The following is a 16,666-nucleotide window of genomic DNA, read 5'->3' on the forward strand; positions in this document are numbered from 1 at the left end:
GCATGCGAGCGTTAGCAAGTTTCATCATGCGCGGTCGTGTGCAGGCCACCCTCGTGGTGGTCATCAGCGCGGTATTGCCGCTGCTGTTCTGGTTGAGTGCCGCTGCCGGCAGCCTTGTGCTGCTGCGGCGCGGGTTCAAGGATGCTTCAACGGTCATCGCTGGCGGCTTGCTGGCAGGGTTGGCCGTTTGGGTCATGGGCGATCCGATCACCTTCATGGTGATCGCGGGCGCCCTGGCACTTGCCGGCCTGTTGCGGGCCGAGCATCCCTGGAGTCGGGTGTTGGTGGTCAGTGCCGTGTTCGCCGTGGCGTTCAGCCTCGTGCTCGATCTGGCGCTGGCCCCTACCTTCGATGCGCTGGCCAAGGCGTTTGCCGAAGCCATGCCGCAAGTAGAAGGGCAGCCGGTGCTCTCCGGTGAAGTGATCCGCCCATTGCTGGTCACTTCCACAGCGGTGACAGTGCAGTTGTTCTGCGTGCTGGCCTTGGTGCTAGCGCGCTATTGGCAGGCAGCGTTGTACAACCCTGGAGGCTTCGGTCACGAGTTTCGTGCCCTGAAGCTGCCGAAACAGACCATGGTGGCCCTGGTGGCAGTGATGGTGGTGGCCCCGTTCATCGGGCCGCAGTTCATCATCCTGGCATCGGCTTCGAGCCTGGTACTGGTGCTGGCCGGCATCGCTTTGATGCATGGGCTCGTGGCGCAGGGCCGACTGGCCGGTTTCTGGCTGGTAGGGATGTACGTGACGCTGCCGCTGATCATGCAGCTGATTTACCCGTTGCTGGTGGTCCTGGCCATTGTCGACAGCCTGATTGATTTTCGCGGTCGCAAGTCCCCCAAAGGGAATGACTCCGCGAACGGTGAAGGTTAAAAGTTAAGAGGTTTTACCAAATGGAACTGATCCTGCTGGAAAAAGTCGCCAACCTGGGCAACCTGGGCGATAAAGTAAAAGTTAAGGCTGGTTACGGCCGTAACTTCCTGCTGCCATTCGGCAAGGCTACCGTTGCCAACGCCGCCAACCTGGCTGCGTTCGAAGAGCGTCGCGCCGAGTTGGAAAAAGCAGCTGCAGACCGTAAATCGTCGGCTGAAAGCCGCGCTGCCCAACTGGCCGAGCTGGAAGTGACCATCACTGCCACCGCTGGCGACGAAGGCAAGCTATTCGGTTCGATCGGCACCCACGACATCGCTGACGCCCTGACCGCCTCCGGCGTTGAAGTGGCCAAAGCTGAAGTTCGTCTGCCGAACGGCACCATCCGTCAGGTTGGCGAATACGACGTAGCCGTGCACCTGCACAGCGACGTTGAAGCCACCGTACGCGTGGTCGTCGTAGCTGCCTAAGCTGCGCTGACTGGCTGGCCCCTCAGGTGTCAGCCGGTTAACATCGGGCACGGTCCTGTCTTCGACAGGCCGTGCCCTTTGTCTTTTTCATCCTCCAGAATTCTTTCGTGGCCATGAACGAGATCACTACCTCCGAACAGCTCGACCTGCAAACCGCAGCCCTGAAAGTGCCGCCGCATTCCATCGAGGCCGAACAGGCCGTGCTCGGTGGTCTGATGCTGGACAACAACGCCTGGGAGCGGGTGCTGGATCAGGTGTCGGACGGTGACTTCTACCGGCATGACCACCGGCTGATCTTCCGTGCCGTGCACAAGTTGGCCGACGCCAACCAGCCGTTCGATGTGGTGACGCTGCACGAGCAGCTCGACAAGGAAGGCTTATCGACGCAGGTCGGTGGCCTGGCGTACCTGGCCGAACTGGCCAAGAACACGCCTTCGGTGGCCAACATCAAGGCCTACGCCGCGATCATTCGCGAGCGGGCCACGCTGCGGCAACTGATCAGCATCAGTACCGACATCGCAGACAATGCGTTCAATCCGCAAGGCCGTGATGCGGCGGAAATCCTCGACGACGCCGAGCGGCAGATCTTCCAGATCGCCGAGGCGCGACCCAAGACCGGCGGCCCGGTAGGGGTCAACGACCTGTTGACCATGGCCATCGACCGCATCGATACCTTGTTCAACTCCGACAGCGACATCACCGGTATTTCCACCGGTTATACCGACCTGGACGAGAAAACCAGCGGCCTTCAGCCGGCCGACCTGATCATCGTGGCGGGCCGGCCTTCGATGGGTAAAACCACGTTCGCCATGAACTTGGTGGAAAACGCCGTGCTGCGGACCGACAAGGCCGTGCTGGTGTTTTCGCTGGAAATGCCAGGCGAATCGCTGGTCATGCGTATGCTGTCCTCACTGGGTCGTATCGACCAGACCAAGGTCCGCTCCGGTCAATTGAGCGACGACGACTGGCCACGCCTCACCTCGGCGGTAAACCTGCTCAACGACCGCAAGCTGTTCATCGATGACACCGCTGGCATCAGCCCATCAGAGATGCGCGCGCGCACCCGGCGCCTGGCACGCGAGCACGGCGAGATCGCCATGATCATGGTCGACTACCTGCAGTTGATGCAGATTCCCGGATCTTCCGGTGACAACCGCACGAACGAGATTTCCGAAATCTCTCGCTCGCTCAAAGCCCTGGCCAAGGAATTCAATTGCCCGGTCATTGCCCTTTCGCAGCTCAACCGTTCGTTGGAGCAACGTCCGAACAAACGTCCGGTGAACTCCGACCTGCGTGAATCGGGTGCAATCGAGCAGGACGCCGACGTCATCATGTTCGTGTACCGCGACGAGGTGTACCATCCCGAGACCGAGCACAAGGGCGTGGCGGAAATCATCATCGGTAAACAGCGTAACGGGCCGATTGGTTTTGTGCGACTGGCGTTTATTGGTAAATACACCCGCTTCGAGAACCTGGCGCCGGGGATGTACAACTTCGACGACGACGAGTAATAGCTGCTGAGATTATTAAAAAGGGTAGGCTAGTTAGCGTGTAAGTTACGAGCACCTAACGAGGTACTGACTATGATACTAGGAGTATTTGCCGCCTGAGCCTGCACCTTGTGTTTTATGGGGGTTTCGAATGTTTCCTCGTCTGACTTTGGTTATGTCGGGAACCGCCCAAAAATTCATGATTGAGGGCAGGAGGCGGTGGCTGGCAATAGTTCCATGGTTACCGATTTTATCCTCGACGGCGATTATGTCCGCGTAACCTGAGGATTGAGCGCCGGTTAGCTTGGCCATATCATCGGCAAATGAAAAGCCTCCGCGATACGCAGGCATAGCAGAGAAGCAAGACAGGATGTGTGTTTGTCTGCCCTGCATTTCAATACCCTGTTGCTCGAGTTTTTTATAAATATCTGCAGCTCTATAAGCGTAGGTGCCTGCTACTAGACTGCCGGGTTGCCCGTGGCTGGAAATGTAAAGGGTTTCGAGATTTCCGTCTGTTCGAGGTTTACCAGTGAATGCCGTCATTCCTCGATGTTGCCACACGACTTTGCCATGATACGTTTTTCTGGGGTTCATGAGTTTCGATAGATATTTTAGGGGCTTGAAAATCATACTGAGGGCAGACAGGCCGGTTGGATCGCTGTTATTAATAGGGTCGTTCAGGGCGAATGCGTAGTGGTTAAGGCCACCGCTGGAGAATGGGCTCAAGGGGTCTGGGCTGACAAAGCGCAGGGTGGACGGGCAGTAGAGTCTACGGCCATTCCCCAATAGGTAACCGTTGCTGATAGGATCTTTCCACTCACCTTTAAAACCCCATTCGTTGTTCGAGGGGCTGTTGAATCCAAAGGCGCTGTAGCTGTAATGTATTACTTGGTTCGGGGTGGTAGTGAGGATTGAGGTGTTGGAACAATCAACGCTCAGAAGTAGATGAGTGTTCTGGTGATTTTTTAGCGAGAGATTGTGACCGTCGTGCCTGAAAATCGATATGTTCGCGGAGGTGTTCGCAATATGAGACACGACATCGTTGCAATAAAAGAGTCGCATATTTCACCTTTGCTGCCACGGGCTGGTAGGGGTGGTAAAGTTGATTGTACTTTTGAATTTGGCTCCGCAGCACTGACAAAAATGCTAGGTGCAGAGTTGCCTGCCCACTTTGGAAGCACTTAGGGCGCCTCGTCGCAAAAGCCTGAAAGAGCGAGCTTCGCGCGGGAAGCGCCGGATGAGCGGTGCTCGATGGCGTAGATGCAGCAAACCTGCAACCCCAGCGGCCTTTGGGAGGTCTCAATAAGAATGTCCCTCGATGCGCCGCCCGCGCGGCGCTCGATCTGACAAGCGAAGTCATTATCACGGCAGGCACCTGTAGGCCTTTACACCAACTGTCGCGCAACCCACCTAACCCCTACGATTCCAGTCGGACTTGGTTAAAATTTGTGCTATATTTCGCGCCCGCGATTTCCTGCACACCAAAACCGGTCACTGACATGCAAGCAGCCAAACCACTCTACGACTATCCCAAGTACTGGGCCGAATGCTTCGGGCCAGCACCTTTCCTGCCGATGAGCAGGGAGGAGATGGATCTGCTCGGTTGGGATTCCTGCGACATCATCATCGTGACTGGCGACGCCTACGTCGACCATCCGTCGTTCGGCATGGCCATCATCGGCCGGTTGCTGGAGGCCCAGGGTTTTCGCGTAGGCATCATTGCCCAGCCGAACTGGCAGTCCAAAGACGACTTCATGAAGCTTGGCGAGCCCAACCTGTTCTTCGGTGTGGCTGCCGGCAACATGGACTCGATGATCAACCGCTACACCGCCGACAAGAAAATCCGTTCCGACGACGCCTACACCCCGGGCGGCCTGGCGGGCAGCCGGCCTGACCGTGCCAGCCTGGTGTACAGCCAGCGTTGCAAGGAAGCCTACAAGCACGTGCCCATCGTGCTGGGCGGCATCGAGGCCTCCTTGCGCCGCATCGCGCACTACGATTATTGGCAGGACAAGGTGCGCCACTCGATCCTGATCGACGCCAGCGCCGACATCCTGCTGTTCGGCAATGCCGAGCGTGCCGTGGTCGAGGTGGCACAACGGCTGTCCAACGGCGAGAAGATCGAGTCGATCACCGATGTGCGTGGCACGGCCTTCGTGCGGCGCGACACCCCGGACGGCTGGTTCGAAATCGACTCCACCCGTATCGATCGTCCGGGGCGTGTCGACAAGATCATCAACCCGTACGTCAACACCCAGGACACCCAGGCCTGCGCCATCGAACAAGCCAAGGGCGACCAGGAAGACCCGAACGAAGCCAAGGTGGTGCAGATACTGGACAGCCCGCGCGTGACGCGCGAGAAGTCGGTAATTCGCCTGCCATCGTTCGAAAAGGTGCGTAACGACCCGGTCCTGTATGCGCATGCCAACCGTGTGCTGCACCTGGAGACCAACCCAGGCAACGCCCGCGCCCTGGTGCAGAAACATGGCGAAGTGGACGTGTGGTTCAACCCACCGCCCATTCCCATGAGCACCGAGGAAATGGACTACGTGTTCGGCATGCCCTATGCGCGCGTGCCGCACCCTGCCTATGGCAAGGAGCGCATCCCGGCCTACGAGATGATCCGCTTCTCGGTCAACATCATGCGCGGCTGCTTTGGCGGTTGTACGTTCTGCTCGATCACCGAGCACGAAGGGCGCATCATCCAGAACCGTTCGCACGAATCGATCCTCAACGAGATCGAGGAGATGCGCGACAAGGTGCCAGGCTTCACTGGCGTGGTGTCGGACCTCGGCGGCCCTACCGCCAACATGTACCGTATCGCCTGCAAGAGCCCGGAAATCGAGAAGCACTGCCGCAAGCCCTCGTGCGTGTTCCCCGGTATCTGCGAGAACCTGAACACCGACCACAGTTCGTTGATCGAGCTGTATCGCAAGGCCCGTGCGCTGCCAGGCGTGAAGAAAATCCTCATCGCCTCGGGCCTGCGCTACGACCTGGCGGTGGAATCGCCGGAGTACGTCAAGGAGCTGGTGACCCACCACGTGGGTGGCTACCTCAAGATTGCCCCGGAGCACACCGAGCGTGGCCCGCTGGACAAGATGATGAAGCCGGGCATTGGCAGCTATGACCGCTTCAAGCGCATGTTCGAGAAGTTCTCCAAGGAGGCGGGCAAGGAGCAGTACCTGATCCCGTACTTCATCGCGGCGCACCCCGGCACCACCGACGAAGACATGATGAACCTGGCCTTGTGGCTCAAGGGCAACGGTTTCCGTGCCGACCAGGTGCAGGCGTTCTACCCCTCGCCGATGGCGTCTGCCACAGCCATGTATCACTCGGGCAAGAACCCGCTGCGCAAGGTGACCTACAAGAGCGAGGGCGTGGATATCGTCAAGAGCGACGAGCAGCGTCGCTTGCACAAGGCGTTTCTGCGTTACCACGACCCCAAGGGCTGGCCGATGCTGCGCGAGGCGCTGCAGCGCATGGGGCGTGCCGACCTGATCGGGCCAGGCAAGCATCAGCTGATCCCGTTGCACCAGCCGCAATCCGATACCTACCAGAGTGCCCGACGCAAGAACTCGACGCCTGCCGGTAGCCACAAGGTGGGCAAGGACCAAAAGATCCTGACCCAGCACACCGGCCTGCCGCCGCGTGCCAGCGATGGCAGCAAGCCATGGGACAAGCGTGAGAAGGCCAAGGCGGAGGCGTTCGCCCGCAACCAGCAGGCGGCCAAGGAGCGCAAGGAGTCGGCCAAGGGTGGCAAAGGCGGGAAGAAGCCGCGCCAGCCAGTCATCCCACGCTAAACCCCGGGCCGCCTGGCGGCCCCTTCCTCAGCAACAAAGGGTTACTCGATCACTGCACAACGGCATCACTCGGGGCGCGAGAACTCGCAGATCGCGCCTGTGGCAGCGTGGGCATAGGCAGCGAGCAGGCTGTTCAAGAAACTGGACATGGGCATTTGGTACTGCTCCTAAATGAGAGGTTGTCCCATCGTCTATTAAAAGGGCATGATGTGCCCTTAGATTGGTTGTATACAATCCATTGAACAATTCAACTGACTGCCCATTGACATCCCCTTGACGCACGTCACCCAGGGGCTGGACGGTTTCAGGCAGTCTCGCTGTTGATAAAACCCTGCCAAGGAGATTCACGATGTTTGCGAAAGCTGTAGCGGTATCCCTGCTGACCCTCGCCAGCGCCTCTGTCTTCGCAGCCGAGTGTTCGGTAACTGTCGATTCGACTGACCAGATGTCCTTCAACACCAAGGAAATCACGGTCGACAAGAGCTGCAAAGAATTCACCGTCAAACTGACTCACTCCGGCAACCTGCCGAAGAACGTCATGGGCCATAACCTGGTCATCAGCAAGACGGCCGACATGCAGGGCATCGCCACCGAAGGCATGAGTCAGGGTCTGGAAAAGGACTACATCAAGGCCGACAACGCCGCCATCATCGCCCACACCAAGATGATCGGCGCGCCAGAGAAGGAAACTGAAGTGACGTTCGACACCGCCAAGCTCGAAGCCGGCGGTGACTACAGCTTCTTCTGCACCTTCCCAGGTCACATCGCGATGATGAAAGGCAAAGTTGTGGTCAAGTGATGTCACCACGCGGTAGAACACGAATTGGGGCCGCAACGCGGCCCCAATTGCGTATTCAAGGGGCGAACGGCAGTTCGCGCTTGTGCTGGGTCTTGCGGTAGTTGGCAACGATGACATCGAACGCAGCTTGATCGATTTCCTGGCCATGCAGGAATGCGTCGATTTGCTGGTAGGTAACCCCGTGGGCCGCTTCGTCTGGCTTGCCCGGGTCGAGGTCTTCGAGGTCGGCGGTAGGCACTTTCTCCACCAGTGACTCCGGCGCCCCGAAATGGCGCGCGATGGCGCGTACCTGATGCTTGACCAGGCCACTGAGCGGCGCCAGGTCGCAGGCGCCGTCGCCGAACTTGGTATAAAAGCCCATGACCGCCTCGGCTGCGTGGTCGGTCCCGATCACCAGGCCTGCGCGCGCGCCTGCGATGGTGTACTGGGCAACCATGCGCATCCTGGCCTTGATGTTACCCACCACGAAATCCACGAGCGTGGGCGAGCCGTTTTTCAACGCCTGCGTTTCGCCTGCCAGTGCCTTGACGGCCGGGGCAATGTCGATGGTATGCGTCTCGTCCGGCTTGATGACGTCCAGGCACGCCTGTGCATCATGCTCATCGTGCTGGACATGATAGGGCAGGCGCACGGCGATGAAGGTATAGCCCTTGTCACCGGTTTCATCACGCAACTCATTGATGGCGCGCTGGGCGAGCAGGGCTGCGGTCAGCGAATCGACGCCGCCGCTGATGCCCAGTACCAAGGTCTTGAGCCTTGCATTGGCCAGGCAGTCCTTGATGAACGCTACCCGCCGGGTCACTTCGGCCTCGAGGGCGGCAGCGTCGGCGAACGGCGGTTGTACCTTGAGTGCCTGGGCAATCTCTTGCTGAACCGCTTGCATGGGGTTACTCCTTGCTGGGGACTTTGAAAACGTGACGTAGGTAGGTGACGAAGTTCTCGTCACGACACTGGGTCTTGGCCGCTTCGTCTGAAATCTTGGCCACCGGTGCGCCGTTGCAATCGGTCATCTTAAGCACGATGCTCATCGGCGTTACGCCCGGAATGTCGCAGGTCAGGTTGGTGCCGATACCGAAGCTTACGTTGATGCGACCGCGCAGGGCACGGAAGATTTCCAGCGCCCGGGGCAGGTTCAGCCCATCAGAGAACACCAGCGTCTTGGTCATCGGATCGATGCCCAGGTGCTGGTAGTGAGCAATGGCTTTCTCGGCCCAGAGCACAGGGTCACCGGAGTCGTGGCGCAGCCCATCGAAGAGCTTGGCGAAGTACAGGTCGAAATCGCCCAGGAAGGCGTCCATGGTCACGCAGTCGGTCAAGGCGATGCCCAGCAACCCCCGGTACTCACGCACCCAGCAATCGAGTGCGGCGATCTGGCTGTCGATCAACCGCGGGCCCAACTGTTGATGGGCCATGATCCATTCATGAGCCATGGTGCCCAGCGGCTTGATGTCGAGTTTCCAGGCCAGGTCCACATTGCTGGTGCCGACGAAGCGGGCCGGGAAGTCATCGCGCAACACGCGCACCACGTCTTCCTGCACACGGCTGGAGAAACGCCGGCGGGTACCAAAGTCAGCGACCTGCATTTCGGCCAGTTCATCGGTGCTGGCGTTGGCGCGCAGCCAATCGAATTTACGGTAAAGCTGATCACGGGCATCGGCCAGGCGCATGTGCGGGTGCAGCGAACGGTTGCGCACCTCGCTGACGATCGCCAGCAGCGGCACCTCGAACAGGATCACATGTAGCCAGGGCCCTTTGAGGCGCAGCACCAGCTGACCGTCGTCGATACCCAGGTGCACGTAACGCAGGTTGAAGCGGAACAACCTCAGAAAGCGCAGGAAATCAGGCTTGAGAAAGCTGATGCGCTCCAGGAAGGCAAGTTGGCCGTTATCCAGCGTCAGTTCGGCAAGCTGCTCGAGTTGCTGGCGAATGTCGTGCAGGTAGGGGCGCAGGTCCTCGCCATTGCGGCAGCGAAATTCCCATTCGACATCGGCGTCAGGGTAGTTGTGGAGCACGCCCTGCATCATGGTGAGCTTGTAGAAATCGGTGTCGAGCAGGTTATGCACGATGCGCTCGGCGAATGCGCTCTCGCTCATCAAGGTGGCTCCAGAAACGGCAATAGGCGGTCATTGTGCCAGTCTTTGCCATGCCGATGTGATTGCGACGCCGATGGAGAGGTAAGGCAGCGTGAAACCCTTCAGAAGAATCTGACTACGGTGTCGTACCAGCCAAATCAGGCGGCGTTACATCACGTACCGAGTGTAGTTAAGGTGCGGGCTGTAGCAGTCATGCACCAGCTGTGTGCAGTTCGGTGACGTTAATTGTTACAGGTCGGTTGCCCATCGGCCCGTGCACCAGTTGCAACGCCCTGCCGTTACGGTTGCCCTGCGCCGCGATAATCGGTGTCACCTGAGGTGGAATAGACGGTTGCACGCTCAATAAAGAAACGGCCAACGCCGGCCCGCCACCCTACGCACGATGGTGTTTGGAGATGATGCGAATCTAATGGCACGGCCCTTGCTCAGAGCACAGGGCTGAGTCGTTGTAGTGCCAATCAAAAAAACTCTAGGAGCACCACCTCATGTCGCAGACGTTTTACAGGAAAGGTTTCCTCGCCCTGGCCGTTGCCACGGCCATGGGTGTTTCTTCGTATGTACAGGCCGACGTCAAGATCGGTGTTGCAGGCCCGATGACCGGTGCCAACGCAGCGTTTGGCGAGCAATACATGAAAGGTGCGCAGGCAGCGGCCGACAAGATCAACGCAGCCGGAGGAGTCAATGGCGAGAAGATCGTGCTGGTCAAAGGCGACGACGCGTGCGAACCCAAGCAGGCCGTGTCTGTAGCGAACCGGCTGGTGGATCAGGACAAGGTCATTGGCGTGGTAGGGCATTTCTGCTCCTCCAATACCATCCCGGCATCCGAGGTGTACGACGAAGCAGGCGTCATTGCCATCACGCCCGGCTCGACCAACCCGCAGGTCACCGAGCGCGGGCTGTCGGCCATGTTCCGCATGTGTGGGCGTGACGACCAGCAGGGCGTCGTCGCTGGCAACTATATCGTCGATGTACTCAAGGGCCAGAAAGTAGCGGTGTTGCACGACAAGGACACCTACGGCCAGGGGCTGGCCGATGCGACCAAGGCTCAGCTGGAAAAACGCGGCGTCAAGCCTGTGCTGTACGAGGGCCTGACCCGAGGCGAGAAAGACTTCAGCGCCATTGTGACCAAGATCCGCTCCACCGGCGCCGACGTGGTCTATTTCGGTGGCCTGCACCCTGAGGCCGGCCCCCTGGTCCGCCAGCTGCGCGAGCAAGGGCTCAAGGACGTGAGGTTCATGTCCGATGACGGCATCGTCACCGACGAACTGGTGTCCACGGCAGGCGGGGCGCAGTACGTCGATGGCGTCTACATGACCTTCGGCGCCGATCCGCGTCAACTGCCCGACAGCAAGGCAGTGGTCGAGGAATTCCGTAAAGGCGGCACCGAGCCTGAAGGCTACACCCTTTACGCCTACGCCTCATTGCAGGCACTGGCTGCAGCGTTCAACGGCGCCAAGTCCAACAAGGGCGAAGACGCGGCCAAGTGGTTGAAGGCCAACCCTGTGCAGACGGTGATGGGCGAGAAGAAGTGGGACAGCAAGGGTGACCTGACGGTGTCGGACTACGTGGTCTACCAGTGGGACAAGGACGGCAAGTACCACCAGCTGGAAAAACAACAATAACAACGGCTCCAGGGACTTGGGGCGCGAGCCCCAGGGCCCGGCCCTGCGGTACCCGTCTTTATCCGAAGATCAGCACAGTGCTGCAGCGCCATGGCTGCCTGGTACCGGGCCCTGCGTGGGCAGCACCGGTGCGATCTCGATCAGGTGAGATTGCGTTATGGATGGTATTTTCCTGCAGCAACTGGTCAATGGCCTGACCCTCGGGTCGGTCTACGGCCTGATCGCCATCGGCTACACAATGGTCTATGGCATCATCGGCATGATCAACTTCGCGCACGGCGAGGTGTACATGATTTCCGCCTACCTGGCGGCGATCAGCCTGGCATTGCTGGCCTATTTCGGCGTCGAGTCCTTCCCTCTGCTGATGTTGGGCACCTTGTTGTTCACCATCGTGGTGACCGGGGTATACGGCTTCACCATCGAGCGCATCGCTTACAAACCCTTGCGCAACTCCACCCGCCTGGCGCCGCTCATCAGTGCCATCGGCATTTCCCTGATCCTGCAGAATTACGCGCAAATCAGCCAAGGTGCGCGGCAACAGGGGGTACCAACCCTGCTTGAAGGCGCCTGGCGCGTCGAGGTGGGCAGCGGCTTCGTGCAACTGACCTACACCAAGATCTTCATTCTGGTGGCGGCCTTCGTTGGCATGGGCCTGCTGACCTATGTGATCAAGTACACCAAGCTGGGGCGCATGTGCCGGGCCACTCAGCAGGACCGCAAGATGGCGTCGATCCTGGGCATCAATACCGACCGGGTGATTTCCTATGTGTTCGTCATCGGTGCCGTGATGGCGGCGCTGGCGGGCGTACTGATCACCATGAACTACGGCACCTTCGATTTCTATGCCGGTTTCATCATCGGCATCAAGGCCTTCACTGCCGCGGTACTCGGCGGTATTGGCTCGCTGCCTGGCGCGATGCTTGGCGGCATCATCCTGGGCATCTCCGAATCGCTGTTCTCCGGGCTCATCAACTCGGACTACAAGGACGTCTTCAGCTTCTCGCTGCTGGTGCTGATCCTTATCTTCCGCCCCCAAGGCCTGCTGGGTCGCCCACTCGTGGCTAAGGTGTGACCATGTCCATTGCCAAATCCGTATCCGTTCCCCAAAAGACAGGCTTGGATCTCAAGCGCAGCGTAGTGGAAACCCTGGTGGCAGGGCTGCTGGCGCTCATCGTGTTCGGCCCGGTCGTCGGTGTGGTGCTCGACGGCTACAGCTTCAACGCCGAACCGCGGCGTGTGGCGTGGCTGGTCGGCGGTGTGATGCTTGGGCGCTTCCTGCTCAGCCTCTACCTGCAAACCGCTGCCGGCCGGCGCATGCTGCAAGGCTTCGACAATGGCGGCTCGGGCGTGCATGTGAACCCGCCAGATTACAAGTCGCGGCTGCGCTACATCATTCCTGCGCTCATCGTGATCGCCATCATCTTCCCGATCTTTGCCAACAAGTACTTGCTGACGGTGGTGATCCTTGGGCTGATTTACGTGCTGCTGGGTCTTGGCCTGAATATCGTGGTTGGCCTGGCCGGGCTGCTGGACCTGGGCTATGTCGCGTTCTATGCCATCGGTGCCTATGGCCTGGCGCTGGGCTACCAGTACCTGGGGCTTGGCTTCTGGAGCGTGCTGCCCTTGGCGGCCATTGCCGCGGCCCTGGCCGGGTGCATCCTGGGCTTTCCGGTGTTGCGCATGCACGGCGATTACCTGGCCATCGTTACCTTGGGCTTTGGCGAAATCATTCGCCTGGTGCTCAACAACTGGCTGTCGTTCACTGGCGGCCCCAACGGCATGCCGGCCCCGGCGCCGACGTTCCTCGGCCTGGAGTTCGGGCGGCGGGCCAAGGACGGGGGCGTGCCTATCCACGAGTTCATGGGTATCGATTACAACCCCAACCTCAAGTTCGTGTTCATCTACGCGGTACTGTTCCTGGTGGTGCTGGCCGTGCTGTACATCAAGCACCGGCTGACGCGCATGCCGGTAGGTCGCGCCTGGGAGGCCCTGCGCGAAGACGAGATTGCCTGCCGTTCCATGGGGCTCAACCATGTGCTGGTCAAGCTCTCGGCGTTCACCCTGGGCGCCTCGACGGCGGGGCTGGCGGGGGTGTTTTTCGCCACCTACCAAGGCTTCGTCAACCCGTCCTCGTTCACCTTCTTCGAGTCAGCGCTGATCCTGGCCATCGTGGTACTGGGCGGCATGGGTTCGACCGTCGGCGTGGTGATTGCCGCGTTCGTGCTCACTGTTGCGCCAGAACTGCTGCGCAGCTTCTCCGAGTACCGGGTGCTGCTGTTTGGCGTGCTAATGGTGCTGATGATGATCTGGCGACCGCGCGGGCTGATCCGCATCAGCCGGTCCGGTGTGATCCCGCGTAAAGGAGTGGCGCCATGAGCGACGACATCATTCTCTCGGTAGACCACCTGATGATGCAGTTCGGTGGCATCAAGGCGCTCAGCGATGTGAGCCTGAAAGTCAGGCGCAACCAAATCTTCGCCCTGATCGGCCCCAACGGCGCAGGCAAGACCACGGTGTTCAACTGCCTGACCGGCTTCTACAAGCCCAGCGGCGGGCGGATCGAGCTCAACGCGCGGGGTAGCCATACCAACGTCATCCAATTGCTGGGCGAACGCTTCCAGGCGGCGGACTTCGTCTCGCCATCACGGTTCGCCAGCCGGCTGTACTACAAGATGTTTGGCGGCACCCACCTGGTCAACCGGGCCGGCCTGGCCCGGACGTTCCAGAACATCCGGCTGTTCAAGGAAATGTCCGTCGTCGAGAACCTGCTGGTGGCCCAGCACATGTGGGTCAACCGCAACCTGTTGGCTGGCGTGCTCAACACCAAGGGGTATCGCAAGGCCGAGAGCGACGCGCTTGACCATGCGTTCTATTGGCTGGAGGTGGTGGACCTGGTCGACTGCGCCAACCGCCTGGCCGGCGAACTGTCCTACGGCCAGCAGCGACGCCTGGAAATCGCCCGTGCCATGTGCACCCGCCCGAAGGTGATCTGCCTGGACGAACCTGCCGCGGGCCTGAACCCTCAGGAAACCGAAGCGTTGAGCCGCATGGTGCGGGTCCTGCGCGACGAACATGACATCACCGTGGTGCTGATCGAGCATGACATGGGCATGGTCATGAGCATTTCCGACCACATCGTCGTACTGGACCACGGCAACGTGATCGCCGAGGGCGCGCCCCAGGATATCCGCAACAACCCGACAGTGATCGCTGCCTATCTGGGTGCCGACGAAGAGGAGCTGATATGACTGCACCCATTCTGGAATTGAAGGACCTGGATGTATTCTACGGCCCCATCCAGGCCCTGAAGCAGGTGTCCATGCACATCGACGAAGGTGAGACGGTCAGCCTGATCGGTGCCAACGGGGCGGGCAAGTCCACCTTGTTGATGTCCATTTTCGGGCAACCTCGCGCCGCTTCCGGTCAGATCCTCTACCGGGGCACCGACATCACCCGCAAGTCCTCGCACTACATCGCCGCCAATGGCATCGCTCAATCGCCGGAAGGGCGGCGGGTGTTCCCGGACATGAGTGTCGAAGAAAACCTGATGATGGGCACCATCCCCATCGGCGACAAGCATGCTGACGAGGACATGCAGCGGATGTATGCATTGTTTCCACGCCTCAAGGAGCGACGCAACCAGCGCGCCATGACCATGTCGGGGGGTGAGCAGCAGATGCTGGCCATCGCCCGCGCCCTGATGAGCCGGCCTCGACTGCTGCTTCTGGATGAGCCTTCGCTCGGGCTGGCGCCCATCGTCGTCAAGCAGATTTTCGCCACCCTGCGCGAGCTGGCCAAGACGGGCATGACCATCTTCCTGGTCGAGCAGAACGCCAACCATGCGTTGAAGCTGTCCGACCGGGCTTACGTGATGGTCAACGGGCAGATACGCATGACGGGTACGGGCCAGGAGTTGTTGGTCAATGAAGAGGTGCGCAGTGCTTATCTGGGCGGGCACTGAGCCCTGATGGTCGTCCAGCCTTGAGCCAATCGGGGCTGGTCAGCGCTCGAAAGCATCTTCCTGCACGTCTCAACAGGCCAGTCCTCATGTGGACAACTGCCATGACCTCGGGCTTATGCACAGGCGCGAGGCGACAGGCCGCCCTCGGTTACCCACAACTTGATTTAGTCCACCATTCGTGTGGAGGTGCCTGTGGAAAACATGGTGGCATCTTTCTGCAGGCCCTTGAATCAAAGGCTTTCACAGATTTGATCATTTTTTGACCATGGGCGTGCTGGGTGGTGCTATGCCTATCTGACTAGTACTTTTTAAGTGTGATGTCATAAGGTCGGATGTCTGTGGATAAAATTGTGGAAAAGCATTGGACAGACGTCTGGAAGCAGCATGTGGCCAAGGATCTGGCCCTAGTGAAAAAGTCAGACGAGACCGTGGTTCGCTGAAAGGGTTCCGCCGGGTGCGGCAGTTGCCCCCAATTGGCGGGGAAAGGCTTGTGGATAAGGTGCGCATAGGTGGCTGCAGCCCAGTGCATACGCGGCCTTCAGCGGTGTGGTCAAAAAACGATCAGTGCGTATGGCGACTTGCCCGGCGCATCGAGCACGGGCATGCTTCGGGTTAACCCAGGATCTCTTACGTGAGGAACACTGCATGACTTCGACCGTCTTCATCACAGGCGCCACGTCCGGCTTTGGCGAGGCCACTGCCCGCCGGTTTGCCGAGGCGGGCTGGAAGCTGGTGCTCACTGGGCGCCGCAAGGACCGCCTGGATGCCTTGTGTGCCGAATTGTCAGCGCAAACCGAAGTCCATGGCCTGGTGCTGGATGTGCGTGATCGCCAGGCGATGGAACAGGCCATCGCCAACTTGCCAGCGGGTTTCGACACGCTTCGCGGGCTGGTCAACAACGCCGGGTTGGCGCTGGGGGTGGACGCGGCACAGAATTGCAGCCTCGACGACTGGGAAACCATGGTCGACACCAACATCAAGGGGCTGATCTACACCACGCGCTTGCTGCTGCCGCGCTTGATTGCCCACGGGCGGGGGGCGTCCATCCTGAACGTGGGGTCGGTGGCGGGTAATTATCCCTATCCGGGCAGCAACGTCTATGGCGGTACCAAGGCGTTTGTCGGCCAGTTCTCGTTGAGCTTGCGGTGCGACTTGCGCGGCACTGGCGTGCGGGTGAGCAACATCGAGCCTGGCTTGTGCGAGAGCGAGTTCTCGTTGGTGCGTTTTGGCGGTGACCAGGCCAAGTACGATGCTACCTACGCGGGTGCCGAGCCGATTCAGCCACAGGACATTGCCGAGACCATCTTCTGGATCCTCAACCAGCCGGCGCATATCAACATCAACAGCCTGGAACTGATGCCGGTAAGCCAGGACTGGGCTGGGTTCTCCATTGATCGCTCGGCGAAGGGGTAATTTGGTGTCTTTCTCGGTGGGAATGATCTCGTCAACTGGCGAGTTCCCCGCGCAACCCTGCCGTATTCGGACGTGCTGTTCGCGAACCTGAATGGCCGTCGTCGTTGTCGTAGTCGTTGCCGTTGCCGTTGCTTTTGCTTCTAAGCGCGCGGTAG

14 protein-coding genes are annotated in these 16,666 nt (G+C 59.8%); 11 read left to right on the plus strand and 3 right to left on the minus strand.

Annotated elements, in window-relative coordinates; translation table 11 throughout:
- The first annotated feature begins 2 nt into the window (after positions 1 to 2).
- The 3 genes from ACF8R3_RS18150 (at position 3) to dnaB (ending at position 2,844) form a co-directional block, all read left to right on the plus strand.
- Positions 3 to 866 (plus strand): hypothetical protein, encoded by an 864-nt coding sequence (locus ACF8R3_RS18150; RefSeq protein ID WP_023533001.1) that lies wholly within the window; start codon positions 3 to 5, stop codon positions 864 to 866.
- Positions 867 to 886: 20 nt separating this feature from the next.
- Positions 887 to 1,333: a 50S ribosomal protein L9 gene (gene rplI / locus ACF8R3_RS18155; RefSeq protein ID WP_012316464.1), complete on the plus strand. Its 447-nt coding sequence runs from the start codon at positions 887 to 889 to the stop codon at positions 1,331 to 1,333.
- A gap of 113 nt (positions 1,334 to 1,446) precedes the next feature.
- On the plus strand, positions 1,447 to 2,844 hold the full coding sequence (gene dnaB / locus ACF8R3_RS18160; protein ID WP_023532900.1) for a replicative DNA helicase: 1,398 nt from the start codon (positions 1,447 to 1,449) through the stop codon (positions 2,842 to 2,844).
- 78 nt (positions 2,845 to 2,922) lie between these two features.
- Here the strand turns inward: dnaB and ACF8R3_RS18165 are convergent, their stop codons facing one another.
- Positions 2,923 to 3,885, minus strand: a complete 963-nt coding sequence (locus tag ACF8R3_RS18165) for an RHS repeat-associated core domain-containing protein (RefSeq protein WP_196121427.1) — start codon at positions 3,883 to 3,885, stop codon at positions 2,923 to 2,925.
- 437 nt (positions 3,886 to 4,322) lie between these two features.
- On the opposite strand from ACF8R3_RS18165, the gene ACF8R3_RS18170 reads away from it, so the two are divergent.
- Together ACF8R3_RS18170 and azu are read left to right on the plus strand one after the other, a co-directional pair.
- On the plus strand, positions 4,323 to 6,623 hold the full coding sequence (locus ACF8R3_RS18170; RefSeq protein ID WP_078477912.1) for a YgiQ family radical SAM protein: 2,301 nt from the start codon (positions 4,323 to 4,325) through the stop codon (positions 6,621 to 6,623).
- Positions 6,624 to 6,972: 349 nt separating this feature from the next.
- Entirely contained in the window at positions 6,973 to 7,422 is a 450-nt protein-coding gene (azu, locus tag ACF8R3_RS18175; RefSeq protein WP_058637996.1) for an azurin, read from the plus strand.
- Positions 7,423 to 7,477: 55 nt separating this feature from the next.
- On the opposite strand, the gene nadE is transcribed toward azu, so the two are convergent.
- Both nadE and pncB read right to left on the minus strand, forming a co-directional pair.
- Positions 7,478 to 8,305 (minus strand): ammonia-dependent NAD(+) synthetase, encoded by an 828-nt coding sequence (nadE, locus tag ACF8R3_RS18180; RefSeq protein ID WP_058637997.1) that lies wholly within the window; start codon positions 8,303 to 8,305, stop codon positions 7,478 to 7,480.
- 4 nt (positions 8,306 to 8,309) lie between these two features.
- The gene (gene pncB / locus ACF8R3_RS18185) at positions 8,310 to 9,515 is read right to left on the minus strand and encodes a nicotinate phosphoribosyltransferase (RefSeq protein WP_145253664.1); all 1,206 of its coding nucleotides are present in this window, start codon (positions 9,513 to 9,515) and stop codon (positions 8,310 to 8,312) included.
- A gap of 485 nt (positions 9,516 to 10,000) precedes the next feature.
- On the opposite strand from pncB, the gene ACF8R3_RS18190 reads away from it, so the two are divergent.
- From ACF8R3_RS18190 to ACF8R3_RS18215, 6 genes are all read left to right on the plus strand, one after another.
- Positions 10,001 to 11,137 (plus strand): branched-chain amino acid ABC transporter substrate-binding protein, encoded by a 1,137-nt coding sequence (locus tag ACF8R3_RS18190; protein WP_058637999.1) that lies wholly within the window; start codon positions 10,001 to 10,003, stop codon positions 11,135 to 11,137.
- Positions 11,138 to 11,294: 157 nt separating this feature from the next.
- A complete protein-coding gene (locus tag ACF8R3_RS18195) occupies positions 11,295 to 12,209 on the plus strand; it encodes a branched-chain amino acid ABC transporter permease (protein WP_023533025.1) in 915 nt (304 codons plus the stop codon).
- A 2-nt stretch (positions 12,210 to 12,211) separates the two neighbouring features.
- A complete protein-coding gene (gene livM, locus ACF8R3_RS18200) occupies positions 12,212 to 13,513 on the plus strand; it encodes a high-affinity branched-chain amino acid ABC transporter permease LivM (protein WP_058638000.1) in 1,302 nt (433 codons plus the stop codon).
- Entirely contained in the window at positions 13,510 to 14,385 is an 876-nt protein-coding gene (locus ACF8R3_RS18205) for an ABC transporter ATP-binding protein (RefSeq protein ID WP_023532980.1), read from the plus strand. The genes livM and ACF8R3_RS18205 overlap by 4 nt, the downstream gene beginning before the upstream one ends.
- A complete protein-coding gene (locus ACF8R3_RS18210; protein ID WP_058638001.1) occupies positions 14,382 to 15,098 on the plus strand; it encodes an ABC transporter ATP-binding protein in 717 nt (238 codons plus the stop codon). Before ACF8R3_RS18205 ends, ACF8R3_RS18210 begins: the two co-directional genes overlap by 4 nt.
- A 645-nt stretch (positions 15,099 to 15,743) precedes the next feature.
- On the plus strand, positions 15,744 to 16,511 hold the full coding sequence (locus ACF8R3_RS18215) for an SDR family oxidoreductase (RefSeq protein WP_058638002.1): 768 nt from the start codon (positions 15,744 to 15,746) through the stop codon (positions 16,509 to 16,511).
- The last annotated feature ends 155 nt before the right edge of the window (positions 16,512 to 16,666 follow it).

It is taken from the genome of Pseudomonas sp. FYR_7, assembly GCF_043106155.1.
Lineage (GTDB): Bacteria > Pseudomonadota > Gammaproteobacteria > Pseudomonadales > Pseudomonadaceae > Aquipseudomonas > Aquipseudomonas parafulva_B.